The sequence below is a fragment of the Pseudomonas sp. genome, assembly GCF_002796985.1.
Taxonomy (GTDB): domain Bacteria; phylum Pseudomonadota; class Gammaproteobacteria; order Pseudomonadales; family Pseudomonadaceae; genus Pseudomonas.
In genome coordinates this window covers 95,048-120,556 of the sequence record NZ_PEKX01000007.1, presented here as the reverse complement: position 1 = coordinate 120,556, position 25,509 = coordinate 95,048, and the positions used below count along the sequence as shown (strand labels likewise).

The following is a 25,509-nucleotide window of genomic DNA, read 5'->3' as shown; positions in this document are numbered from 1 at the left end:
CACAGTCTGCTCAGTGGGGTTTCTCGAAAGGCTTCTCGAAAGCAATGGTGGGACTCTGCCACGGGCCCTTCACGCTGTACTGCACACTGGCGAAGCGCGCGACCTTGTCGCCCAGCAGCTTGTCCACGACGAACAGTGCGCCACCAATGGCCGGCGCACCGACGATCAGTGCCGCCAGCGGCAGGTTGTTGGTCACCGGCAGGGTCACCAGCAACTTGGCGTCGATCTGGTCGTGGGCCAGGTCGAGGGTGCCGTTGAGCTCCAGGTTGCTCGACGGCCCGTCCAGGCGCAGCGGCTCGCGGGTGAAGTAGACGCCGTCGTTGGCTGTCAGCACGCCTTTCACGCGGTCGTAGCTCAAGCCCTTGCCCAGCAGGTCGGAGAAGTCCAGGCGCAGACGGCGGTTGATGGCGTTGAAGTTGAGCAGGCCGAACACGCGCAGGGCGTTGGCGCCGCCTTCCACTTCGACGAACTGGCCCTTGCGCAGGCTGGCATCGAGGGTGCCGCCGAAGCGCCGCAGATTCAGCGCCGCAGGCGAGCCCGGCCAGTTGCCGTTGATGTCCACGCGGAACCGCTCACTGGTCACGCTGGGCGCGAAGTCCCAGGCCTTGAGCACGTCGCCGATATTCTTGCCTTCCAGTTGGCCCTGGAAAGTACTGCGAGCGCTCGCGTCCATACCATCCCAGCGCAGGTTGCCCTTCACCGACAGGCCTCGCAGATCCAGGTTCACGTCGTTGAAGCCTGCACCGGTCGGCGTCGGCCGCACATTGAAGCTCCAGGCCCCCACCGGCTTGCCGGCCTTCAGGACCTGGCGAATGCTCACATCCATGGGCGGCAGGGTGCGTGGGTCGATTTTCGCCAGCGGGTCGGGCTGTTCCACCGCCTTCTTGGAATCGATGGCCTCACCCTTGGGCAGGTCGATTCGGTCCAAGGCGATCTGGATTGGACGGTTCTTGTTGTCCGGCAGGGTGATCTTGCCGGACGCCAGCGAGCTGACCAATCCGAGCTGCCAGCTGCTGTCGATACGGGCCAGGTCCAGGGTGAGGTTCTCCAGAGTCTGTCCGAAACCCTTGAAGCGCCCGATCTGCAGGTCCGCTCCGCGCAATAGTCCTGCAGCCCCCTCGACACCGGTATTGGAGTACTTCTTCGCGACCGCCATCCAGGCGTCGGCGTCGACTTCGTCGATCTTGCCGCGTACCTGCATACCATTCCAGTTGGGCAGCACGGCCGGATCGCCGCCCAGGCGCAGCACGCCACGGCCGGCCAGTGGCTGTTCCGCCGGGGCAGCATAGGCCAGGCTGGCGCGGTCGCCATAGGTCGCCCAGTAGCGCCGCTCGGCGCCGTCCAGGGTCATGCGCCACTCGCTCTCGCGGGTTTCCTGGGCGGCCTTGCCCAACGGCGCGGGCAGGTCGATGGTCACGCCCTGCAGGTTGGAGGCCACCTGCAGCTGGCTGTCCTTGCCATCGAGCAGCAGATTGAGCTGGAACGGCACCCGACCGTCCACTGGCAACTGCGTCTGCACCTTGCCCCAATCGAGCAGTGCTTTGACCGGTACTTGTCCGCCGACCAGCACTCGCGTGCGCGGCACGCCGTTGCGGCCCTCGGCGCGGATGCTGCCGGTAATTCGGCTGCCCAGTACCTGGGCGACCACATTCTGCCCACTCAGACCGCTGTCGGTGTCGTAGCGGAACTTGCCCTTGACCTGTTCGAGGGTCAACTCGGGCTTGGCGATTTTCAGCCGAGCCTTGTTGGTGTCGAAGTCGACTATCACCCGCGCCTTGCTCACTTCACCCTTGGCCAGGGGAATGTCGAGATTGAGGTGGCCGTTCAGATTGCCCGCGCCCTCCCAGCCAGCGAAGGTATGGGTGGCTCCGATCGGCGAGTCCTGAAGGATCTTCAGGCCATCGGCGAGGTTGCTGTCGATATCGCCATTGACATGCAGGTGGGAGACTTCGCCCGGATCCGAATGGGGAATCTCCACCGAGACATCGCGCACCTGACTGTTGAGAATCTGCCCGCGGGTGGCGTTGATGCTTACCCCGCTGTCCTCGACGCGGACCTCGCCCTCCGCCTTGCTCAGGCCGGGCCAGCCCGGCTGGTAGTCGAGTACCCCCTCGTGGACCTTGAAGTACAGGCTCATGGCGTGAGCTTCGGGCGCCGACCCCTTCTGCAGCGAGCCTTGCCAGAGGAAATAGCCCTGCTCGATGCGACCACTCTTGATCGAGCCCTTGAGCCAGGCCGCAAGATCCTTGCTCATCTGCGGAATAACCGTGGGCAGGTACTTGCTGGTGTAGCGCGCATCGCCATTGCTCATGCCGACACGCAGGTCCATGTAGTCCTCCTGCGCCGGGTCGCGCATCAGACGGATCAACATGTCACCGGCAATGTTGCCCTCCTCGCCCTCCACGTTCATCAAATGGCTGCCGAGGGTGAAGGCTTCGTCGTTGAGCTGGAAGAACAGCCGCGCGTGGGCGGTGCGGTAGCGCCAGGGCTCGGGGAACAGCGTCGCCAGATGCAGCATGAAGTCCTGGGCGTTGGCATCCAGCGTGCCGCCGCCAAGGTTGCCACTGAGGGTACCGTCGACATTGGCCACGGCGGGCACGTCATGGAAGGCACTGACACCAACCTTCTCCAGGTTGGTGGCATAGGTGATGCGCTCGGCGCCCTCGCGCTGCGGCCAGTAGTCGAAGTTGACGTTATGCAGGACGCCATGCGGTTTCAGGCCGTCAAGCCATTCGATGACCTTGTCCGGCAGCGGCGCCAGGGCAGTGATGGTTGGCCCCAGCGGCGTCAGGTCGAGACGATCGGCGCGCAGTTGCCAGTGCTCCTCGCCCTTCATCCGGCGAGTAAGCTCGAGTTCCACTTCGCCCCAGCGGGTTTCGCCGAGGTTCGCCGCCAGATCGGCGACACGCAGGCTGAGATCATCACCCTGGCGCTCGAAGAACAGACTGACGCCCAGGTCGCTCAGGCTCACCGGCTTGTGGTCGCCCAGTGCAGCATCGATCTTCGGTGCATTCAGGCGCGCCACGGCAGCGACCGGCACGCCTTTGTCGATGGTCGCCCAGAACTCACCACCAGCCTTGGCCTGGGACAGCTTCCAGGCGCCGGTGAGGCGTTCGGGCAGCCACTTGGCCCAGTCAGCCTGCGGCAGGCTCAGGTACAGCTCGGCCGAGCTCTTCGTCCAGTCGTCACGGTTCAGGCGGGTTTCCAGGCGCGCCGCCACCGGCTCGCCGCCGGGCAGGCTGAGACGCGCTTCCAGGCGCTGGCGGCTGCCGCTGCGCAGGGTCATGCCGACATAGGTCAGCGACAGCGGGTTGGCCTGCTGGGGCAGCACGGTCAACTGGCTGTCCATCAGCGACAAGCGACGCGGAGTCAGCAGCAGGTCAATGAGCTTGCGCGGATCGGTATCGCCGCCATGGCTGGGCAAGCCATCGGCGTGCCACTGGCCATCCTCGTCCTCCCGCAGGGTCAGGTGCAGGCCTTCCAGCTCCAGGCTGTCGATGCGCGGCTGACGCGCCATCAGGCTACCGAGAATATCCGGGGTCAGACGCACGCGTTCCAGGCGTAGCGCGTCATTGCCCTCGCCCAGCTGAATATCGCGCACCACGATGATCGGGCTGAAGGCATGCCAGTGTCCCTCCAGCGCGCCGATGGCCACTGGCAGGCCCAGTTGCTCGCTGGCCTTCTGCGCCAGGTCGTCGCGGTACTCCGCCACCAACGGCACCAGTTGCCGGCCGAGGCTGACGTACAGTGCGAGCAGCACCAGCCCCAACGCTACAAGGCCCAGGACGATACGTAGCGAGGTGGCGAACAGACGGCCCGCGTTTTCCATGTCAGCCGGCCGCCTGCGAGGTGAAGCGAAGGGTCATCGAGCGGCCTCCCAGCCGTGCAGGATCGAACCTGGTCTGACAGTGTGCGTCAGGCAAAGCTCCAATAAACCCCATTGCAAAGCGGCCTCCTGCCGGCATCCCATATTGTGCGACCCGCTGCTCAAAGCAGGACCACGTCGTACTGCTCCTGGGAATACATGGCCTCGACCTGGAACTTGATCGGGCGGCCGATGAACAGTTCGAGATCGGCGACATTGCCCGACTCCTCGTCGAGCAGGCGATCCACCACTTTCTGATTGGCCAGCACCAGGTAGGAATCGGCTTGGTAAGCCCGCGCCTCCCGGAGAATCTCGCGGAATATCTCGTAGCAGATGGTCTCGGGCGTCTTCAGCATGCCGCGCCCCTGGCAGCTCGGGCAGGGCTCGCAGAGCACCTGCACCAGGCTTTCGCGGGTGCGCTTGCGGGTCATCTGCACCAGGCCCAGCTCGGTGATGCCAATGATGTTGGTCTTGGCATGGTCGCGTTCGAGCTGCTTCTCCAGGGTCCGCAGGACCTGACGGCGGTGCTCCTCGTCTTCCATGTCGATGAAGTCGATGATGATGATCCCGCCCAGGTTGCGCAGGCGCAGTTGGCGGGCGATGGCGGTGGCCGCCTCGAGGTTGGTCTTGAAGATGGTCTCTTCAAGATTGCGGTGTCCGACGAAAGCGCCGGTGTTCACATCGATGGTGGTCATCGCCTCGGTCGGGTCGATGATCAGGTAGCCACCAGACTTGAGCAGCACCTTGCGATCCAGCGCCTTCTGCACCTCGTCCTCGACCCCATAGAGGTCGAAGATCGGCCGTTCGCCAGGGTAATGCTCCAGGCGGTCGGCGATTTCCGGCATCAGTTCTTCGACGAACTGCGTGATTTTCTGGAAGTTCTCCCGGGAATCGACGCGGATCTTCTCGATGCGCGGGTTCACCAGGTCGCGCAGGGTACGCAGCGCCAGGGAGAGGTCTTCATAGATCATCGTCGGCGCACCGACGGTCTTGATCTGCGCGTCGATCTGGTCCCAGAGCCTGCGCAAGTAGCGGATATCGGCGAGGATCTCGTCTTCACCGGCGCCCTCGGCGGCGGTCCGCAGGATGAACCCACCGCGCTCGACAATGCCTTCGGCTTCGACGCACTTGGCAACCACCTGCTTGAGGCGCTCGCGCTCGTGCTCGTCCTCGATTTTCAGGGAGATGCCGACATGACTGGTGCGCGGCATGTAGACCAGATAGCGCGAGGGAATCGACAGGTGCGTGGTCAGCCGCGCGCCCTTGGTGCCGATGGGGTCCTTGGTGACCTGCACCACCAGGCTCTGCCCTTCGTGGACCAGCGCGCCGATGCTCTCCACGGCACTGCCCTCGCGGGTGGAAATCTCCGCCGCATGGATGAAGGCCGCGCGTTCCAGGCCAACATCGACGAAGGCCGCCTGCATGCCCGGCAGCACCCGAACGACCTTGCCCTTGTAGATGTTGCCGACGATCCCGCGGCGCAGCGTGCGCTCGACGTGGACTTCCTGCAGGACGCCGTTCTCCACCACCGCCACGCGCGATTCCATCGGCGTGATATTGATCAGGATCTCTTCGCTCATGCGCCCTTCCTTATCGCGCCCGGAGTGATGCCAGCGCTACTTCGTGATCAAGACTGCCAGCTAGGGATGGAGAAGTCAGCCAGCAATGCCGCGGTTTCGCACAAAGGCAAGCCGACAACGGCGCTGTAGCTGCCCTCGACCCGGCTGACGAAGATCGCCGCAAGCCCCTGGATAGCATAGCCACCCGCCTTGTCTTGCGGTTCGCCGGTTTCCCAGTAGCGCTCGGCTTCCTCGGCGGAAATATCGCGGAAGGTCACGCGGCTGCTGACTACACGCGCTTCGCAGCGATCACGATCGGCCACCGCCACGGCGGTCAGCACCTCGTGCTCGCGGCCTGACAGCGCCTGCAGCATGCTCAGAGCGTCGTCGCGATCCACAGGCTTGCCGAGGATGCGACCGTCCCGAACCACGGCGGTATCGGCGCCGAGCACGCAGACATCGGCACGCTGGGCAAGGAAGTTCAACCCGGCCAGCGCCTTGCTGCGCGCCAGGCGCTCGACATAGGCGTGGGCTGATTCGCCGGCCTCCGGCGTTTCGTCGACGGACGCGGGCACTATGTGGAACGGCAGGCCGATCTGGGTGAGCAGTTCGCGGCGGCGCGGCGAACTGGAGGCGAGGTACAGCTGGGCCATCAAGGACTCCGAAACGAACCCGCACAACGCAGGCCCGGCGATTCCCCCGCAAAAGGGGCGATCAGTTGATATTCAGGCGCAGCCGCAGGGCCCGAAGCAGTGTGTAGACCCAGGGCCAGAGCAAGGCGCTGACCAATGCCGGCAGGAGGAATGCCAGGGTCGGCGGGCGGTTGCCGGTCAGGGCGCTGATCCACAACTGGACCAATTGGGCGAGACCGAAGACCACCAGCAACACCAGGCATTGCTGCCAGATGGGGAACATGCGCAGGCGCTGGTGCAGCGATAGCACCAGGCAGATGATCAGGCTCAGGATCAGGGCGTTCTGCCCCAACAGGCTGCCGTAGAGTACGTCTTCGGCAACACCCAGCACCCAGGCGGTCAACATACCGACCTTGTGCGGTAAGTAGAGCACCCAATAGGTGAGGAACATCGCCAGCCAGAGCGGACGACCGATTTCCATGAAGCTGGGCATCGGCGCCACAGACAGCAGCAGCGCCAGCAGCAGGGTGAGCCAGATGGCCCAGCCATTGTTCGAGCCCTGCACCGCCATCAGTGACGGATCCTTGCATCGGGGTGCGATGCCGGCGCACCAGGAGCGGCCGGCGCTACGCCATTAGCACCGGCCGGATGAGCGGGCTGCGCGGCGGGGGCAGCCGGAGCGGCAGGCCGCGCACCTTCATGCGGCTGGGCGGCCGCAGCGCCAGGCTCGGCGGGGGCAGCAGCAGGCTGCGCCGGCGCACCGGATTCGGCGGCCTTGCGGTCGGCCTCGGCCTGAGCTTCGGCGGCATCGGTAGCGCGCTGCTCGGGGGTGCGGCTGTCACTGAAGACCAGCAGCACGTAGCGACTGCGATTCATCTTGGCGGTCGGCACGGCACGAATAGTGGCAAATGGCCCTCCAGTGTCGTGCAGTACTTCCTTGACCACCGCCACCGGATAGCCGGCCGGGAAGCGCTGACCAAGGCCAGAGCTGACCAGCAGGTCGCCCTCCTTGATGTCGGCGGTATCGGCGACGTAGCGCAGCTCCAGGCGCTCCGGGTTGCCAGTGCCCACGGCAATGGCACGCAGGCCGTTGCGGTTCACCTGCACCGGGATGCTGTGGGTGGTGTCTGTCAGCAGCAGGACGCGCGCGGTATAGGGCATCACCTCGACCACCTGGCCCATCAGGCCGCTGGCATCGAGCACCGGCTGTCCCTGGAACACGCCGTCCTTCTCGCCCTTGTCGATCAGGATGCGCTGGGTAAAGGGGTTCGGGTCGACGCCGATCAGCTCGCCCACCAGCACCTTGTCATCGACCAGGGCAGAGGAGTTGAGCAGCTCGCGCAGGCGCACGTTCTGTTCCGTGAGGGTGGCCAGTTTCTGCAGGCGGCGCTGCATCAGCAGCTGCTCGGCCTTCAGTCGCTCGTTCTCGGCCAGCAGCTCGCTGCGGCTGGTGAACTGGTCGCGCACACCTTCCCAGGCTCGAACGGGAATGTCGGCGATGCCATAGAAGGGGCTCAGCACGAGGCCCATCTGGCTGCGTACCGGTTTCAGATAATCGAAGCGGGCATCGACCACCATCAAGGCGACCGACAGGACAGCGAGCACCAACAGGCGCGCGCCCAGCGAGGGCCCTTTGGAGAATATCGGTTTGATGACCGGCTCCTAGCTGTGCAAAGTCGGTTGAAGTTTCACCATGGACGGTGAAACGTCAACCAACCTCTACAGGAATCCCCAACCTTACTCGGTGGAGAGCAGGTCCATCGAATGACGGTCCATCATTTCCAGCGCCTTGCCGCCGCCACGGGCGACGCAGGTCAGCGGGTCTTCGGCGACGATCACCGGCAGGCCGGTTTCCTGGGCCAGCAGCTTGTCCAGGTCACGCAGCAGCGCGCCACCACCGGTCAGCACCAGACCGCGCTCGGCGATGTCGGAAGCCAGTTCCGGCGGGGACTGCTCCAGCGCGCTCTTGACCGCCTGGACGATGGTCGCCAGGGACTCCTGCAGCGCTTCGAGCACTTCGTTGGAGTTCAGGGTGAAGCTGCGCGGTACGCCTTCGGCCAGGTTGCGGCCACGGACGTCGACTTCGCGGACTTCACCGCCCGGGAAGGCGGTGCCGATTTCCTGCTTGATGCGCTCGGCGGTGGATTCACCGATGAGGCTGCCGTAGTTGCGGCGCACGTAAGTGACGATAGCTTCGTCGAAGCGGTCGCCGCCGACGCGGACGGATTCGGCGTAGACCACGCCGTTGAGGGAGATCAGCGCGATCTCGGTGGTACCGCCGCCGATATCGACGACCATGGAACCACGGGCCTCTTCCACCGGCAGACCGGCGCCGATGGCCGCGGCCATCGGTTCTTCGATCAGGTACACCTCACGGGCACCGGCACCCAGTGCCGATTCACGGATGGCGCGGCGTTCCACCTGGGTGGACTTGCAAGGCACGCAGATCAGCACTCGCGGGCTGGGCTGCAGGAAGCTGTTCTCGTGAACCTTGTTGATGAAGTACTGCAGCATCTTCTCGCAGACGCTGAAGTCGGCGATCACGCCGTCCTTCATCGGACGAATGGCGGCAATGTTGCCTGGGGTACGGCCGAGCATGCGCTTGGCTTCGGTACCGACCGCTACCACGCTCTTTTGGCTGCCGTGGCTACGAATGGCGACCACGGACGGTTCGTTCAGGACGATGCCGCGCTCGCGCACATAAATCAGGGTATTGGCAGTGCCCAGGTCGATCGACAGATCACTGGAGAACATGCCACGCAGTTTTTTGAACATTGGAAAGAAACCCATAGGTGGCGCGTGGGTGAAAAGTGCGCGGGTAAAAAAGTGCGGCAAACTCTAACAATGACGGGGATTTTGGGCAAGGCGGCAATTTATGCTAGATTCCTCGTTTTTCCGGGCCTGCGGGCCCGTCCCAGCGGCCTTCGACCGTCTGCCGCGGGTTACGTTCCCTGCCCTGCAAATTCCGTCCGGCCAGGCCCAGTTCGAGTCTGGCCGCTCTAGCTGGAGACCCCCGATGGCGCTTGAACGCTCCGACGTGGAAAAGATCGCCCACCTCGCCCGCCTGGGCCTGGAGGAAGCCGACATTTCGCGTACCACCGATACCCTCAACAACATCCTCGGCCTGATCGACGCCATGCAGGCGGTCGACACCGACGGCGTGGAGCCCCTGGCCCACCCGCTGGAGGCCACGCAACGCCTGCGCGCCGACGCGGTCACCGAGGAGAACCGCCGCGAAGCCTACCAGGCCATCGCGCCGGCCGTGGAAGACGGCCTCTACCTCGTCCCGAAAGTCATCGAGTAAGCGAGAAGGACACGGACATATGCTGCATCAATTGACCCTCGCCGAAGTCGCCCGCGGACTCGCCGACAAGCAATTCTCCGCCCAGGAACTGGCCACTGCCCTGCTCGCGCGCATCCAGCAGCTCGACCCGCAGCTGAACAGCTTCATCACCGTCACCGAGGAAAGCGCCCTGGCCCAGGCCAAGGCGGCCGACGAGCGGCGCGCCAAAGGCGAGACCGGGGCCCTGCTGGGCGCACCGATCGCCCACAAGGACCTGTTCTGCACCCAGGGCGTGCGCACCAGCTGCGGCTCGAAGATCCTCGACGCCTTCGTCTCGCCGTACGACGCCACCGTCGTCGAGCGCCTGGCGGACGCCGGCACAGTGAGCCTGGGCAAGCTGAACATGGACGAATTCGCCATGGGCTCGGCCAACGAATCCAGCCATTACGGCCCGGTGAAGAACCCCTGGGACACCTCCCGCGTTCCGGGCGGCTCCTCCGGCGGTTCCGCTGCCGCCGTGGCCGCACGCCTGATCCCGGCCGCCACGGGCACCGACACCGGCGGCTCGATCCGCCAGCCGGCCGCGCTGACCAACCTCACCGGCATCAAGCCCACCTATGGACGGGTTTCCCGCTGGGGCATGATCGCCTACGCCTCCAGCCTCGACCAGGGCGGCCCGCTGGCCCGCACCGCAGAGGACTGCGCACTGATGCTCGGCGCCATGGCCGGCTTCGATCCGAAGGACTCCACCTGCGTCGACCAGCCGGTGGACGACTACCTGGCCGCCCTGGCCAAGCCGCTGACCGGCCTGCGCATCGGCCTGCCGAAGGAGTACTTCGGCGCCGGTCTGGACAGCCGCATCGCCGACGCGGTGCTGAAGGTGGTCGAACAGCTCAAGCAGCTCGGCGCGGTGGTCAAGGAGATCTCCCTGCCGAACATGCAGCACGCGATCCCTGCCTATTATGTGATCGCGCCCGCAGAAGCGAGCTCCAACCTGTCGCGCTTCGACGGTGTTCGCTACGGCTACCGCTGTGAAGACCCGCAGAACCTTGAAGACCTGTACAAGCGCTCCCGCGCCGAAGGCTTCGGCGCTGAAGTGAAGAACCGCATCATGGTCGGCACCTACGCGCTTTCCGCCGGTTACTACGACGCCTACTACCTGAAAGCTCAGAAAATTCGCCGCCTGATCAAGAACGATTTCACCAGCGCCTTCGCCGAAGTCGACGTGATCCTCGGCCCGACCACGCCGAACCCGGCCTGGAAACGGGGCGAGAAGAACAACGACCCGGTCGCCCAGTACCTGGAAGACATCTACACCATCACCGCCAACCTCGCCGGCATCCCGGGCCTGTCCATGCCCGCGGGCTTCGTCGACGGTCTGCCGGTGGGTGTCCAGTTGCTCGCGCCGTACTTCCAGGAAGGCCGCCTGCTCAACGTCGCGCACCAGTACCAACTGGTGACCGACTGGCACAAACAAGCCCCGGCTGGATTCTGAGGACGACACACATGCAATGGGAAACCGTGATCGGGCTGGAAATCCACGCACAGCTCTCCACCCAATCGAAGATCTTCTCCGGTAGCGCCACCACCTTCGGCGCCGCCCCGAACACCCAGGCCAGCCTGGTTGACCTGGCCATGCCCGGCACCCTGCCGGTACTGAACCAGGAGGCCGTGCGCATGGCCTGCCAGTTCGGCCTGGCAATCAACGCCGAGATCGCCGGGCGCAACGTGTTCGCCCGGAAGAACTACTTCTACCCGGACCTGCCCAAGGGCTACCAGACCAGCCAGATGGACCATCCCATCGTCGGCAAGGGATTTCTTGACATCACCCTGGAAGACGGCACCGTCAAGCGCGTCGGCATTACCCGTGCGCACCTGGAAGAGGACGCCGGCAAGAGCCTGCACGAAGACTTCCATGGCATGAGCGGCATCGACCTGAACCGCGCCGGTACTCCGCTGCTGGAGATCGTCTCCGAGCCGGACATCCGCAGCGCCAAGGAAGCCGTGGCCTACGTCAAGGCGATCCACGCCATGGTGCGCTACCTGGGCATCTGCGACGGCAACATGGCCGAAGGCTCGCTGCGCTGCGACTGCAACGTCTCGGTGCGCCCAAAGGGCCAGGCCGAGTTCGGCACCCGCGCCGAGATCAAGAACGTGAACTCCTTCCGCTTCATCGAGAAGGCGATCAACCACGAAGTGCAGCGCCAGATCGAGCTGATCGAGGACGGCGGCAAGGTCGTGCAGGAAACCCGCCTGTACGACCCGAACAAGGACGAAACGCGCTCCATGCGCAGCAAGGAAGAAGCCAACGACTACCGTTACTTCCCCTGCCCGGACCTGCTGCCGGTGGTGATCGAGCAGAGCTTCCTCGAAGAACTGCGCGGCCAATTGCCGGAACTGCCGGACCAGAAGCGCGAGCGCTTCGAGAGCCAGTACGGTCTGTCCGCCTACGACGCCAGCGTGCTGTCCGCCAGCCGTGAGATGGCCGACTATTTCGAGCAGGTAGAAACCATCTGCGCCGACGCCAAGCTGGCCGCCAACTGGGTGATGGGCGAGCTCTCCAGCCTGCTCAACAAGGACGGCCTGGAAATCGAACAGTCACCGGTTTCCGCCGAGCACCTGGGCGGCATGATCCTGCGCCTGAAGGACGGCACCATCAACGGCAAGGCAGCCAAGACCGTGTTCGCCGCCCTGGCCGAAGGTGAAGGCTCGCCCGACGAGATCATCAAGGCCAAGGACCTGGTGCAGAACACCGATTCTGGCGCCGTCGAGAAGCTGCTGGACGACGTGCTGGCGGCCAACGCCGAGCAGGTCGAGCAGTACCGCGCCAGCGACGAAGCCAAGCGCGGCAAGATGTTCGGCTTCTTCGTCGGCCAGGCCATGAAGGCCGCCAAGGGCAAGGCCAACCCGGCGCAAGTGAACGAACTGCTGAAGAAGAAGCTCGAAGGCTGAGCCCACACTTCAATAACGCCGGGCTTGCCCGGCGTTTTTTCGTCCGGAGGTTCGATGCTGCGACCCATGGCTCTCGTCGGCTGCCTGGCCCTGCTGGCCGGCTGTAGCACCACGTCTTATGACAGCGACTCGGATGTCTCCGGCCGCGGCTACCGCGCCGAAGGCACCGCGTCCTATTACGGCAAGGCGCACCATGGCAAACGCACCGCCAGCGGTGAGCGCTTCAACCAGAACGCCCTGACCGCCGCACATCGCACCCTGCCCTTCGGCACGCGGGTGAAAGTGACCAACCTCGATAACGGCCGCAGCGTCGTGGTGCGCATCAACGACCGCGGGCCGTTCGGCCGTGGGCGGATCATCGATGTCTCCAAGGCGGCCGCCGAACAACTCAACATGCTGCGCTCCGGCACCGCGCCGGTGCGCCTGGAAGGTCTCTGAAGGAGCCAGAATGAGCCACGACAACCGCAAGGCCGGCGAGCAGGTCCGCCGCGAAGTGATGGGCGACGCTTTCGTCGACCGCGCCCTGGGCAACGCCACCGAGTTCACCCAGCCGCTGCAGGACTTCGTCAACGAGCACGCCTGGGGCGGCGTGTGGAACCGCGAAGGCTTGCCGCTCAAGACCCGCAGCCTGATCACCCTGGCTGCGCTGACCGCGCTCAAGTGCCCGCAGGAGCTGAAAGGCCATGTGCGCGGCGCGCTGAACAACGGCTGCACGGTGGAAGAGATTCGCGAAGCGCTGCTGCATTGCGCGGTCTACGCCGGTGTTCCGGCGGCTATCGACGCCTTCCGTGCGGCGCAGGAAGTGATCGACGCTTGGCAGGCGGATCAGAAGGGCTGACCTCTCTGGCACCAAGCTCTTCGCCGCTTAGCGGTTGGTGTTTCCGCGCCGCTTCGGAGTGCGCGTGGACAGTGTGTTTCGCCCCCTCGGGCGAGTCCCTTTTGGCAAACGCCCCAAAAGGAACCAAAAGGTCTCGCCCCTACATCCGGCTTTTCGCTTCGCGAAAAGTACCCTCTGTTCTTCGGAATTTCAGAGGGCCGCCGCGAAGGGCCATCCCTGGCCAATCGCGGCTTGCGCGGCATCCATGCCGCTCTCCCCCTGAAATTCCGATCACCTTCGGCCTCCTGAAAGGGGCACTCCGGAGCGTGCGGAGACTTCTCTGGAAGACCTCAAGAGCCAGAGCGGGCGCTTGTGCGTAGGGCGCATAACCCGGAACGGGTTATCCGCCCTACAAACCGAGCGTGGCGTGATCCTGTAGGAGCGGACCTTGTCCGCGAAAGATTCGCCTCGCGCCGGTAGCCATCGCGGACGGAGTCCGCTCCTACGAAAGCGCTCGTGTCATTACGGGTAACTGAACCGCTTCACCAGCGTCAGCTCGCCCGGCTGGCGCATGGGGATCAGGAAGGACTCCTGCTTCTCGTTCACCGTCCCCTCCTCCGTGACGATGGTCACCTGCGCCGTGGTCAGTGGCTTGGCCGCATTCACGTCGCCCGAGCTCTCATCCGAGCTCCAGCCGCCGCCGTAGTAGTTCACGTAGACCAGGTACTGGCCCTTGAGCGGAGTCGGGCTGGCGATGATTTCCGGGCCATAGCCGGTGGTCACGTCGACGTCCTGGGCCGCGCCGTTGGGCAGCGAGCGATTGCCGTACCAGACATGCCCGCCATCGGGCGTCACCAGGTGCAGGTCAAGGTCAGTGTTGTCCGAATCCCAGGACAGCATGACCCGCAGCTTGGCCGCCACTTCGCCGCCACCACCGCCATGGTAGAACTGCACGCGCTTGCGCTGCTGGCCGTCCGGACTGACGACTTCGACGCTGTTGGAGCCCGCCGGGAAGGCGAACGGGCGGTCGAACTTGCCATCGCTTTCGACCCGCATCGGCATCGCCACACCGTTCACCACCAGACGCGCCGGCTCCTTGCTGTCCTTGGGCAAGCCACGGATTTCGCCACGGATGCGCGCGGTATCGGACTGGTCCTCCCGCGAGTTCACCGAGGACGCCGGGTAGTTCACCGTCTGCCGGAAGTCGGCCTTGTCGCCATCGCCCGAGCGCCAGCCGCCCAGCGGGGTATCCAGGCTGATCGGCGATTCGGCAGCCTGCGCGCCCAGCGGGATCAGGCTGGCGAGCAGGGACAGGCGGAGCGCGTGGGCGAGTTTCATGCTGATCATTCCAGTATCAGGCGACGGGCCAGGCTTTCCACGTAGCCCTCGTCTTGTCCATTGGGGTGCGCCTGGAAGGCCAGGTGCAGGTATTCATGAGCCAGGTCGAGGCGGTCCTGCTGGGAGTACAGGCCACGCACGTAGATGCGCTGGCGTTCGCGGTCAACGTAGGGCCGACCACTGCTCAGGCGGCACACGGCGAAGGACTGCAGCTCCTCATAACCGGCCTCGGTTTCCAGGCGCGGGCGCCAGTCGCGCCGTTGTGCCTTCAGCCAGCGCTCGGCCTCGGGTAGCGGCTGGCAGGCGGCGGTCGGGTTGCTCCAACGGCTGAGGCTGGTGCGCGGGAATGCGCGGGCAAGGATCGCGTCATAGCGCAGGCCCTTGGCGGCCTGCTCCTGGGCATCGCGCCAGGACAGCTTCGACTGCCCCGCCTCGTCCGAGTGATAGGTGACGGTGCCACCCGCCAGCACCAGATCGGCAGTCCAGGCGGCGATGCCACGCGCCGCCTCGCTGGCCGGTCGCGGCGCCACACGCTGGCGCTGGCTGCTGTCGTCGATATTCAGGCAGTCGCCGCGCGGGGCGCCGTTCTGCAACAGATAAGTGCGGATGGTCACCGCCAGCGCCTTGGCCGCCTCCGGCGGCGTGGAGGAAGCTTCGCGGTCGAGCACGCGGGCGACGTACTCCTCGCGGGACAGGCGGGCAGTCAGGCGGGGCCCCTGCGCATCGCGTTCGAGGAAAAGGTCGCCGCTGCTGTTCACGTCGAGCCGAACGCCATTGGCGAACAACACATTCTGCCGGCCGGCCAGCAAGCCTTCGGCGGCGGGCTGATTGCGTGCGCCGTAGACTTCTTTCAGCGGATAGCGGCTGAACAGCCCCACCTCGACGCAACGCCCCGGATCGCGAGGCCACGGTGCCGGCAGCGCGGCACCGATGGCATTGCCGTACTTGGCCAGCACCGTCTTGCTGGTGCCCGGCCCGCGCGCCCACAGCGGAGTGCCATCGACCAGCCAACCGGCGAAGCCACCCTCACGCTGGCCGCCTTCATCCCAACTCCAGGTTTTCACCCGCAGGCGTCCACCGAGCGCGGCGGGTGCGCGGCCGTCGTCGGCGGCAAGGCTGACATCGAGCAGCACCTTGCGCGCCTGTTCCTGGGCCGGCAGGTGCTGCAGTTGATCGAGCAGCTCGGCGACCGGTACTTCGGTCTGCGGCGCCAGCTTTTCCAGCTGGGCGATCCAGGCCGGCGCGTGGCGCGCCTGCCAGTATTGTTGCCAGACCGAACCATCAATTCCCAGGCGCTGCGGCTGGAAGTACAGGCCGCAGGACTTCACCAGCGCGGCATCGCGCTCGATGCTCTGCCCTGCCGAACAGCAATAGACCTCTTCCTTGCTTCCGCCATGGCACTGGTAGGCCAGTTCATGCTGGCCGGTATCGATGAGCCAGGCATAGACGAACAGCTTCCACAGGCTGCCCAGCGGAGCGTGCAGGTCGGCCGGCAACGGCTGGCGATCGAGCATCTGCTGCGGCCCGAGCCGCAACAGTTCGTCGCCCTGCGTCGTGCGCCAGGCCAGCTGCGCCGCCTGCTCCTGTGCCAGAGCAGAAGCTCCACAAGCCCAGAGCGGCAACAGCAGGATCAGCCCGGCCAGACGCGCGCGCATCGATTACTGAACCTTGATCTTCGCCAGGGCCGGCTTCTGCTCCAGCGCCTGCTCCTGCGGCGCGTAGAGGCGCTGGTAACGCGCCGGCGGCAGGACGAACTCGCCCTTCTGCGAGAAGCGCACCAGATGGCGGAAGCGCAGCTCGCCGCCCAGAGTGTCCACCGGCACGCCATAGAACAGGTCACCCGGTTCGTTGCGCGCGCGCTCCAGGCTGGTCGCCTCGACGCCGCCCAGGCCGCTGATCTGCAGGCCCCAGGTGGTGCGTTCGACGTCCGCGCCCGGCGGCAGCGGCACTTCCAGCATGCCGTACCGCAGGGCTTGTGCCTGCTCGGTGGTCAGGGTCACTTCGTCCAGGTACAGCTCGTCGCTGGACAGCGGCTTGTCACCCAGTTCCTCGGCGCTGAAGGCGAAGGCGTCCTCGCCCGGCACCAGGCGCAGCAGGCGGCGCTTGATGGTCACCGGCAGCTGGCTGGCCGGCGCTTCGGCGCTGCGGAAGGTCACGGAAGCGTTGAGCGGTCGCGACGGCGCGGCGCTCAGGTCCAACTGCGCAGGCACGTCATTGCCCTGCCATTGCCAGAAGGCATCGCCGGTGGTGCTGTGGCTTTCCTTCCAGCCCGCGACCGGCTTGGGCAGCTCGGCAGCCGGGGCATCGGCCACGGCGCGCTGCATCCAGGTCAGCGCCAGAGCGCGTTCGACGGTGGATTGCTGCGGCGCCAGGCTCTGCAGCAGTGCGCGGGCACGGCTGGCATCGACGGTACCGCTATAGAGCTGCACGGCACGGGCGAACGGCTGGTCGCTGGTGTTCAGCTTCAGGCGCGCACCATCCAGTTGCTTGGCGAAACCTTGCGGCAGCGCGACCTTGTTCTGCTCGGCCAGGCTGGCCGTCAGTACACGTGCCACCGCCAGGCCCAGCTCGGAATCCGGCTGGCCCATGACCAGGCTGTCGTCGCTGTCGAAGTCGTTCACCGACTTCGCCGCCTCGCCCTTGCCGGCGTTCTCCAGGTCGGTGAGCAGGCCGCTGACCAGGGTCTGCACCGGCAACTTCATGTCGCGGGCGAAGGCCAGGATCAGTGCGCGCTGCAGCAACGGTGTGGCGCTGGCGCGTGCGGAGTAAAGCTCCAGTACGCGCTGCCAGTGGTCCGGCGGCAGCTGGATTTCCAGCGCGCGACTGGCGTGCCAGTCGGCGTAGTAGGCGTACGCGGTAAGGAAGGCGTCGTAGTCTTCGCCACCCCACCAGGTGAAGTAGGCGTCCGGGCCGGCCATCTGCACCAGGCGCAGGCGGCTGGTCTGCATGATCAGCCGCAGGCGGTCGCGCACGCGCGGCTCGCCGTTGGCCAGCATCGGGTACGCGACGCTGAGCGGCAGCAACTGGCTAGCGGTCTGCTCGACGCCACCCCAGGGGTAATCGAGCAGCGAGTCGAGGTTGCCGCGCAGCAGGGCCTGGGCGCTGTCATCCAGGCGCAGGCTGACGTCGCGGGCATCCGCCGGCAACTGCAGCGGGGTGTTCTGCGCGTTGACCTGCAGCGGCCTGGATTGCAGTACTTGCCAGCTGTCCGCCACCAGACTGAAGTGCACGCCGAGACTGTCGCGTGCCTTGCCGTCCTGGCGTAGCTCGACGCTCCAGTCGCCATCGCTGAGCGGCTGTGGCGGCAGGGCGATGTAGTTGACGCCGCGCTTGAGGTCCAGCGCCTGGGTCTTCTCCGTACCGTTGGCGCGGATCAGCAGCTCTGCCTTGGCGTCCTGCTCGCCCTGGTTGAAGACGAACAGGCCGAGGTCAGGCGCATCGCCAGTGCGGAAGCGTTTCGGGCCGCTCCATTTCAGGTACAGCGGCTTCTCGGAGCGGATGAACTGCTTCTTCTGGCCGACCTGCCCTTGGTCATCCATGGCGCGGGCGGTGATGCGCCAGCGGGTCAGGGAGTCGGGCATGCGGAACTTGAACTGGGCTTTGCCGTTGGCGTCGGTGACCAGCTCCGGCTCCCAGGCGGCGGTGTCGACTTCCTCGCGGCGCGGGCGCTCCAGCACCTTCACGCCACGCTCGCTGCGGTTGGCGCGGCCGGGCGCGCTGGGCGTGCCGGGCAGTGCCACGTCGTAGCTGATGAACGCGAGGCTGGCGCTGGTGCGCACGTTGTTGCGGCGCGGGTGGTAGAAGAACTGGTCGATGCCCGGGGCGATCTCCGGCTGCAGCGCGTAGATCATCTCGTCCACCACACTCACGGTGAGGTGGCTGGAGACCGGCTTGCCGGCGTAGGCGGTGTCGAGGTTGACGGTAACCGTCTCACCCGGCTCGTAGCGTTCCTTGTCGGTGCTGACGGCGATCTCCACCTGCGGCACGGCGACCTTGATGCCGGCGTTCTGGAAGCTGTAGTCGCCGCTGCGGGTGTAGAGCACGGAGAAGGTCAGGTTCGGCGAGAACTCGGCCTTCACCGGAATGCGTGCGCGGTACTGGGTCGGGTTGAGCTTCTCCAGCTTCAGCCAGTCGCCGCCCTTGGACAGCAGCGCGGTGGCCTCGACCTTGTCGCGCTCCAGCGACAGCAGCGCGTCGTCCACCGGCTCGGGGAAGGTGATCAGCGCCAGCGCTTCTTCACCCGCCTGGTACTCGGCCTTGTCGAGGACGATTTCCACGGTGCCCGGCACGGCCTTCACGCCATCACCGCTGACCGAGTGGCCGGTGCCGCCGAGCAGTTGGCCGGCCTTGTCGCGCAGCTCAACGCTGTAGGTGCCGGGTTTGTCGAAGGTGATGGCGAACTTGCCGTCGGCCACTGCGCCGTCGCCGCTGCTGCGGTCTTCCAGGCGCAGCCAGCGGTAGGCGGTCGGCTGGATCTGCGTCTGCTGTTCGGCGGCGTAGCTGAACTCGACCTTGTCACCGGCGGCGCTGAAGCGCTGCGGCGCATTCACGCGGTAGCGCGCGGCGCCACGCTCGATGAGGATTTCCTTGCTGGTCTTCACGCGGTACGCGGCGCCATCGCTGGCGAACACGGTAAGCATGTAGCGGCTGGGCTTCTCCGCCGCCGGCAGGTCCAGCGCCGCGCGCCCCTGGGCGTCGGTGGTGATCTGTGCGCTGGTCAGCTCCACGGGGAACTGGCCGAGGTACTGCAGTTCGTTGTCCACCATGGACAACTGCTGGGCGCGCAGACTCAGTTCAAGGCGGGCATTGGCCACCGGCTTGCCGTCCGGGTAGAGCAGGATCAGGTTGCCTTTCACCGGCTCGCCGGTCTTGAAATCCGGCTTGGCCAGGTCGAGGGAAATCTCGAAGTGCGGCTTGATGTACTCGGCGACGCGGAAGGCGCTGCTGTAGGTCTGGTCGCGGTAGTCGAAGCGCAGTTCGTAACCGCCGGCAACGGCGTTGGCCGGCAGCTGGAAGCGGCCGTTGGTGCCGCTCCTGGCGTCGTACTTGAGGTCCAGAGTCTGCAGCGTGGTGCCCGCGGCGTCGATCACCGACAGGCGCAGCGGCGCGCTCTGCGGCGACTGCGACTCACGGGAGTTCTTGAACTCGCGGCCGACGATCTTCAGCGACACCCAGTCGCCCGGACGGTAGAGCGGGCGGTCGGTGAAGGCGTAGAGCTTGGTGTCGTAGATTTCGCTGTCGTAATAGAAGTTCTCGGCGACGAAGACGCCGCCCTCCTCGTCCTCGCCGATCACGAAGGAGCGCTCGGGGCTGATGTGCTGCAGGCGCAGCAAGCCGTCGGCGTCGCTGCTGCCGCTGCTCATCACACCCAGGCCGTCGGTCCACAGCACCTTGGCGCCGCCCACCGGCGTGCCTTCATGCTTGCGCGCGGTCCACACCAGCAGCTCATTGCCGGCGATCTTGCTCACCGCCACGCTGTTGGAGACGAACACCACGGTGGTCGCGCGGTATTTGCCGACCAGCGCTTCGACCAGGTACAGGCCGGGCTTCAGCTTGCCCAGTGGTACGTAGACGTTGCCCGGCGCGACGTTGATGAACTCGCTGGAGGAGCCGGCGAGGGTGACTTCCTTCGGCGGCTGGATCGGTTTGGCATCCCACAGCGGATAGCGGAACTGGCTGACCATCGGCAAGCCGGGAATCGGCGCGTACTGCGGCTGCGCGTCGTAGGGCGTCGGCGCCTTGATGGCATTGCCCATCTTCAGCTCGGGCACCACCTCGGTGACCTGCTGGCGCGACTCGTAGGAGAAGGTCCGCTGCATCACCCGACGCGACTTGCGGTACCAGTTGTCCCACAGGTAGGCCAGGGTGTTGGACAAGCCCTCGCCCTTGAACTGCCCTTCGGACAGCACGCGGTGCAGGTTCTTCTGGCGCTTGAGGAAGTCCAGCGGCTTGTCGATGCGGTAGACGCGGATGTCCGCACCGCCGTAGGGCTCCATGCGGTAGCGACGGTAGTCGCGGCCCGGCGCTTCCAGGCGCACCTTGGCCACCTCGTCGGAAGCGAAGCTCGAGTCGGCGAGCAGGAAGAACGACTCGCCGGCCATGGGCGAATAGCCGCTCGCCGGAACGTCGTCGTCCGCCTGCACGATTGCGGGTGCGGCGGCGAGCAGGCCGGCGCAGGCCAGGGCAGCGGCAATGCCGCGCAGCGCGGTCATCGGGTCAGGAAGGACAAGCGATAGACGCCGATAAAGTTGGGATTGGATTCGTCGGGTATCCATCGGGTGTCCTTCCATGTCATGAGTTGTTGCAGGCTGACCGAGCGCATGCCGTTGTCGGTCGCCGTACGAGTGCCGGTGTGATAAGCGATGTCGCGGCCCATCCAGATCATCAGATGCTGGTCATCGCCCTGGTCGAAGAACATCAGGTCGCCGGGGCGCGCCTGGTTGAGGTCGCGGCCAACGAGCTGGCTGTTGTATTGAATGAGTTTGATCGCGTTGACGTAGGGGCCGGTCTTGCCGCCGCCCTGTTGCCAGGTCTGCGCGAGACTGCGCTGCCCATCGGACAGTTCCAGCTCCGGCGGCAGGTAGCGATTGGACAGGCCATTGGCGCGCAACCACTTGGCGTCGTGCACCTTCAGCGCCTCGTTGGCGGCGAAGCGCACGAGGCCGGCGCAATCCTGCTGGTACCAGCGCGGATTCGGCCCGCGGCGCAGCTGCTCCTCGGCGATGCGCACGAACCAGGCGCGGAACACCTGGGTCTGCTGCGCATCCAGCGCCGGCTCCGATGCGTGCGCCAACGTGGCGACCAGCAGAGCAGCCAGCAGCGTGAAGGGTTTGCGGATCACAGCGCCTTCCATTCCAGCGGCAGCCACTCCCACTCGCCGCTGGGTTCGCTGCCGGCCGGCAGGGTCAGGGCGTAGGAGCCGTTGCCGGCGAGGGTCTTCAGGCGCGGCAGGAGCAGCGTGTCGGCGGCGTTGCGGAACACCGGTTCGAGGTCCTGCGGCAGGCTGTCGAGGGTCTCGCGCTGGAGCAGTGCGGAAAGCGTCTTGGGTGCCAGGTAGGCGGGCACCAGGGCATCCTTCGGCAGCACGTCGGATAGCGGCGGGTAACGCTTGGCCAGGGTGTTGCGGGCCTTGTCGAGCAGCTTGTCGTCGATGGAGAACAGCAGGGTGTTGCCATCGCGCAGCAGGCTGACGCGGAAGAAGCCGTTGCCGCTGACCTGATCGGGATTCTCCGCCTCACTGGCCGGATACTGGCCGAAGCGCGAGCTGACCTGGCGCTGCCAGAGTCGCCCATCGCCCTCGGCGCGGCTGTCCACCGGGAAGGAACCTCCTTCCACATTGGCCTCGTAGGCACCGATCATGCCGCTGAACAGCTTGCCCAGTTCCTCATCCAGCTCGGGGCTGGCGGGTGCGTCGAGCTTAACCGCGAGCAGCGGCGAGTGCAGGCGCGACTCCGGGTACCAGCACAGGCCGGCGGCGCCGGATAGGTGTTCGGAGAACGACGCGGCCATCTTCTGCTCTGCGCCCAGCTTCACCAGCATGCTGTCGTATAGACCGGGCGTGACCGGCAGCGCGACGCAGGCGCTGGCGCCCATCGGCATGGCCTGCCAAACGGGGGTGAAATCCAGGTCCGGTTGGCGGGCCACTTCATTGAGCGCCAGGTAACTGTGCCAGCCGTCCTTGCCCTGCTCGAAGCGCACGCCGGCGAAGGTCGGAATGAAGCGCTGGTAGCCCATGGCGAGCACGCCAGCGCCCAGGGTGATGCGCTGTTGCAGCTCGCCGCGCGGCTCCAGGGCGAAGTCCTTGGCGAACAGCGGTTCGCCTTCCAGCGCGGCGCCCAGGTCCTTGGCGACGGCGGCGTCAGGCTCGCCCAGGTCGTCGTAGCCGGCGGCGGTGAAGAGCATCTTCGGGTTCGACAGCACCAGCATCTGGTCGCCATGGGAGGCGAACAGCAGGGTCTTCTCAGCGCCGTAGCGCAAGCTGTAGAGCGGTGTGGCACTGCCCTTCACCTGGATTTCCGAGACTTTCTTCAGCTGGGTATCGTCGGCCGCGACCTTGGCTAGCGGCTCCAGCACCTTCGCCAGACCACCGCGCTTGAGCACCACCATGAAATCGCGCAGACGGCCATCAGCACCGCGCCACAGAGCGACCTGGGCTGGCTGATCGAGCAGTTCCTCGATCACGCTGTCCTTCAGGGTCAGGTCGTGTTCGTAGACGATGCGCCGCAGGGTGCCGGTCAGGCCCAGGCGGTCGGCGTTGTTCTCGTAGTAGAAGACGAAGTCCTCGGTGAGCACGTCGCGCAGCAGTGGCACTTCCAGCACGGCCTTGGGCAACTGGCTGAGGGATGCGCTCTCGATCAGCGCGTCCGGGCGCTTGAGGTCGCGGACCACTTCCGGGCTTTCCGGCGCTTCCAGGGTGCCCACCGGCGCGGAATGGAAGGCGGGGATCAGGCCGAAGGCCAAGGCCAGGCCGCCGGCGACCAGCGCGGCGGCGAGCGCGCCGATGGCGATCAGCGGACCACGGCTCGGGGCCTGGGCCGGTGTCGGCGAAGGGGTGCTGTCTTGGCTGCTGGAGGGCGTATTGTCGCTCATGGATCGCTTGTCCCGTGTCATCCCTGCGAGGGGCGAATTCAGTAGTTGAAGGTCTTCACCAGCACCAGATCGCCGATGGTGCGCATGGGCACCACGAAGGTCTCGCGCTTCTCGTTGACGGTATTTTCGTTGAACACCAGGTTGATCTCGGCGGTGATCACATCCTGCTCGTGATTGCCTTCCTGGAAGTTGTAACCCTGGCTGGCGTTGTAGTTGCCCCAGTAGTTCACGTAGACCAGATAGGTGCCGTGCAGCGGCGCAGCCAGGGTGAACATTTCCGGCCCGGGGCCGTCGACGCCGTCCGGGTCAAGGCCGCCGCCGTTGCTCAGGCGCGGCCGCGCCCAGAAAGCATGCTGGCCGTCGGGCGTGACGATATGCAGGTCGAGCTCGGCCTTGGGGTCGTTCCAGCCCAGCGCCAGGCGCAGACGCGGTGCGACCCGGTGGTTGTTGGCTTCATAGAACTGGATGCGCTTGAGGGATTTGCCCTCGGCGCTGGCCACCTCAACGCTGTTGCTGCCGGCACCGAAGTTGTAGGGGCGGACGAACTTGCCTTCGCCGTCGGTATAGAGGGGGAGCGGGTTGCCGTTGACCACCAGGCGCTGGGCGCGGTCGATGCCGGCCACTTCGCGCAGATGGCCTTCGATCAGGCTGCGCCCACGCGAACCGCCACGGTCGATGGGCGGCGTGGGGTAGGCCACGCGGGGCACACTGGGATCATCGGTCAGGCCGGAATAGCGCCAGCCGGCGCTGGGGCTCGAGAGCTCCGCGCGGGGCTCGGCAACGGCCGCCGCAGCCAGGAAACTGGCTGACAGATAGAAGACGGCACGAACCATCCGGCGCGTGAGCTGCATGAACATTCCTTGATCGTGCATAGCGAGGGGCCAAATGTAACCGGTCTTATCGGCGCGCGGAACGGGCTTTGCGCGGCGCGGGGATGCAGAGCGATCTTTCGGAAATGTCCTACAAGCCGAATAGCTTTTGGCGCAATAGCAATTGGAAGAATCTCGACTGGCGCCGAGTCACATCCAGCCGCCCCACTGCAGCACGAAGATGCCGACGTTGGTAGTCAGCGCCGCCACCAGGGTAGTGATGACGATGATCGACGCCGCCAGTTCGTGGTTGGCATTGGCGGCGCGGGCCATAACGTAACTGGCGGCCGCCGTGGGGCTGGCGAAATAAAGGAAGAGTATGCCCAGCTCGGCACCACGGAAGCCGAGCGACCAGGCGACGGAGGTGCAGATCAGTGGCAGCCAGACCATCTTCATCAGGCTCGCGCTGATCGCCAGCCCGCCACTCTCGCGCAGGGAGGCCAGCGACAGGGTCCCACCGATGCAGACCAGCGCCAGCGGCAAAGTCATTTGGGCGAAGTAGTCGGCAGAGGTCAGCAGCCACTTGGGCAGGCCGATGCCGAACCAGGAGAACGGCAGCGCCGCCAGCACACTGATGATCAGCGGGTTGCAGATGACGTTGCGGGCGATGCTCAGCGGGTCGGACTTCATGCTCGGGCTGTAGATCGCCAGCACCACCGAGGACAGCGTGTTGTAGCAGAGGATCACCAGGGCGGCGAGGACCGAGCCCAGCGCCAGGCCGTGCTCACCGTAGAGACTGGTGGCCAGCGCCAGGCCGATGATGCCGTTGTTGCCGCGGAACGAGCCCTGCACGTAGACGCCGCGCTCCTCGCGCGGCACCCGCCAGGCAGCCCAGCCCCAGGCCAGCAGGAAGCCCACCAGGGTCGCCGCGCAGAAGTACAGCAACACTTCCGGCCGCGCCGCACTGTGCAGGTCGGAGTGGTAGATACCGAGGAACAGCATCGCCGGCATGGTGGCGTTGAACACCAACGCCGACGCTGTCTGGATGAACTCCGGATTGATCGCCCCCACACGGCGCAACAGCACTCCGAGGAACAGCATGGCGAAGACCGGAGCTGTGATGCTGAAGGTCTGGAGCAGGAGTGCGAGCATGGCGCGGGAGGGTCTTGGCGGTGGGGGCGACAATCATAGCAAGCTAAGTACCCACCTCGCGGGGGCAAATCAGGCTTCGGCTGCCTCTTCGCGCACCGGAGCCGGCAGTTCCAGCGGCTTAGGTACTTCGCCGTCGGCCAGGCGGGTCAGTTTGCCGTCCACCGTGGCGCCGTTTTCCATGCTCAGCTGGCGGTACTGGATATTGCCGATCACTCGCGCGTTGGAATGCAGCTCCAGCAGGTGCTCGACGTAGAGGTCGCCGACGATGGTGCCGTCGATCAGTGCGTCGTAGCTGCTGACGTTGCCCTCGATCCGACCTTCCGCACTGAGCGCGAGCAGGCTCGCCGCACCAGGCTTGTGGCAGACGTTGCCCTTCACCGTGCCAAGGATCTTCAAGCCGTCCTGGAACTGCATGTCGCCGACCAGATCGACATTGCCCGAGAGCAGGCTGGAGAACTTGTCCACCGATACCTGCGGGCCCTTCTTCTTACTGCTGCTGAACATCGCAATTCC

At 65.7% G+C, this 25,509-nt stretch carries 19 protein-coding genes; 5 read left to right on the top strand and 14 right to left on the bottom strand.

Features of this window, described 5'->3' with window-relative positions; all coding sequences use genetic code 11:
* Positions 1-10: 10 nt before the first annotated feature.
* From CTR55_RS06060 to mreB, 6 genes are all read right to left on the bottom strand, one after another.
* Positions 11-3,829 (bottom strand): YhdP family protein, encoded by a 3,819-nt coding sequence (locus CTR55_RS06060; protein WP_296285029.1) that lies wholly within the window; start codon positions 3,827-3,829, stop codon positions 11-13.
* Between the two features lie 158 nt (positions 3,830-3,987).
* A complete protein-coding gene (gene rng, locus CTR55_RS06055) occupies positions 3,988-5,445 on the bottom strand; it encodes a ribonuclease G (RefSeq protein ID WP_296285028.1) in 1,458 nt (485 codons plus the stop codon).
* 47 nt (positions 5,446-5,492) lie between these two features.
* Positions 5,493-6,077 (bottom strand): Maf family protein, encoded by a 585-nt coding sequence (locus CTR55_RS06050; protein ID WP_296285026.1) that lies wholly within the window; start codon positions 6,075-6,077, stop codon positions 5,493-5,495.
* Positions 6,078-6,138: 61 nt separating this feature from the next.
* Positions 6,139-6,627, bottom strand: coding sequence for a rod shape-determining protein MreD (gene mreD / locus CTR55_RS06045; RefSeq protein WP_296285024.1), 489 nt, complete (start codon positions 6,625-6,627; stop codon positions 6,139-6,141).
* Positions 6,627-7,700: a rod shape-determining protein MreC gene (gene mreC / locus CTR55_RS06040; RefSeq protein WP_296286474.1), complete on the bottom strand. Its 1,074-nt coding sequence runs from the start codon at positions 7,698-7,700 to the stop codon at positions 6,627-6,629. The genes mreD and mreC overlap by 1 nt, the downstream gene beginning before the upstream one ends.
* 93 nt (positions 7,701-7,793) lie before the next feature.
* The gene (mreB, locus tag CTR55_RS06035; protein ID WP_017518164.1) at positions 7,794-8,831 is read right to left on the bottom strand and encodes a rod shape-determining protein MreB; all 1,038 of its coding nucleotides are present in this window, start codon (positions 8,829-8,831) and stop codon (positions 7,794-7,796) included.
* Between the two features lie 241 nt (positions 8,832-9,072).
* Between mreB and gatC the strand changes: the two genes are divergently transcribed.
* The 5 genes from gatC to CTR55_RS06010 are packed head-to-tail and all read left to right on the top strand — an operon-like array spanning position 9,073 to position 13,129.
* Positions 9,073-9,360, top strand: a complete 288-nt coding sequence (gatC, locus tag CTR55_RS06030; RefSeq protein ID WP_015475813.1) for an Asp-tRNA(Asn)/Glu-tRNA(Gln) amidotransferase subunit GatC — start codon at positions 9,073-9,075, stop codon at positions 9,358-9,360.
* A gap of 19 nt (positions 9,361-9,379) precedes the next feature.
* The gene (gene gatA / locus CTR55_RS06025; protein WP_296285022.1) at positions 9,380-10,834 is read left to right on the top strand and encodes an Asp-tRNA(Asn)/Glu-tRNA(Gln) amidotransferase subunit GatA; all 1,455 of its coding nucleotides are present in this window, start codon (positions 9,380-9,382) and stop codon (positions 10,832-10,834) included.
* Between the two features lie 11 nt (positions 10,835-10,845).
* A complete protein-coding gene (gatB, locus tag CTR55_RS06020) occupies positions 10,846-12,291 on the top strand; it encodes an Asp-tRNA(Asn)/Glu-tRNA(Gln) amidotransferase subunit GatB (protein WP_296285020.1) in 1,446 nt (481 codons plus the stop codon).
* A gap of 54 nt (positions 12,292-12,345) precedes the next feature.
* Positions 12,346-12,729: a septal ring lytic transglycosylase RlpA family protein gene (locus CTR55_RS06015; protein ID WP_296285018.1), complete on the top strand. Its 384-nt coding sequence runs from the start codon at positions 12,346-12,348 to the stop codon at positions 12,727-12,729.
* Positions 12,730-12,739: 10 nt separating this feature from the next.
* Entirely contained in the window at positions 12,740-13,129 is a 390-nt protein-coding gene (locus tag CTR55_RS06010; RefSeq protein ID WP_296285017.1) for a carboxymuconolactone decarboxylase family protein, read from the top strand.
* Positions 13,130-13,630: 501 nt separating this feature from the next.
* Here CTR55_RS06010 and CTR55_RS06005 read toward each other — a convergent pair.
* From CTR55_RS06005 to CTR55_RS05970, 8 genes are all read right to left on the bottom strand, one after another.
* Entirely contained in the window at positions 13,631-14,446 is an 816-nt protein-coding gene (locus CTR55_RS06005) for a DUF2135 domain-containing protein (RefSeq protein ID WP_192403735.1), read from the bottom strand.
* A gap of 5 nt (positions 14,447-14,451) precedes the next feature.
* Positions 14,452-16,101, bottom strand: a complete 1,650-nt coding sequence (locus CTR55_RS06000) for a DUF2300 domain-containing protein (RefSeq protein ID WP_296285016.1) — start codon at positions 16,099-16,101, stop codon at positions 14,452-14,454.
* A 3-nt stretch (positions 16,102-16,104) separates the two neighbouring features.
* Positions 16,105-20,658 carry an alpha-2-macroglobulin gene (locus tag CTR55_RS05995; protein ID WP_296285015.1) on the bottom strand — a complete coding sequence of 1,518 codons (4,554 nt, stop codon included), beginning with the start codon at positions 20,656-20,658 and terminating at the stop codon, positions 16,105-16,107.
* Complete coding sequence (locus CTR55_RS05990; protein ID WP_296285014.1) at positions 20,655-21,299, bottom strand: DUF1175 family protein; 645 nt, start codon at positions 21,297-21,299, stop codon at positions 20,655-20,657. Before CTR55_RS05990 ends, CTR55_RS05995 begins: the two co-directional genes overlap by 4 nt.
* A complete protein-coding gene (locus tag CTR55_RS05985; protein WP_296285012.1) occupies positions 21,284-23,035 on the bottom strand; it encodes a DUF2138 domain-containing protein in 1,752 nt (583 codons plus the stop codon). The genes CTR55_RS05990 and CTR55_RS05985 overlap by 16 nt, the downstream gene beginning before the upstream one ends.
* Positions 23,036-23,073: 38 nt before the next feature.
* Complete coding sequence (locus CTR55_RS05980) at positions 23,074-23,868, bottom strand: DUF2135 domain-containing protein (protein WP_296286473.1); 795 nt, start codon at positions 23,866-23,868, stop codon at positions 23,074-23,076.
* 186 nt (positions 23,869-24,054) lie between these two features.
* On the bottom strand, positions 24,055-24,996 hold the full coding sequence (locus tag CTR55_RS05975) for an AEC family transporter (protein WP_296285010.1): 942 nt from the start codon (positions 24,994-24,996) through the stop codon (positions 24,055-24,057).
* A gap of 69 nt (positions 24,997-25,065) precedes the next feature.
* The gene (locus CTR55_RS05970) at positions 25,066-25,500 is read right to left on the bottom strand and encodes a polymer-forming cytoskeletal protein (RefSeq protein ID WP_296285008.1); all 435 of its coding nucleotides are present in this window, start codon (positions 25,498-25,500) and stop codon (positions 25,066-25,068) included.
* Between the last annotated feature and the right edge of the window lie 9 nt (positions 25,501-25,509).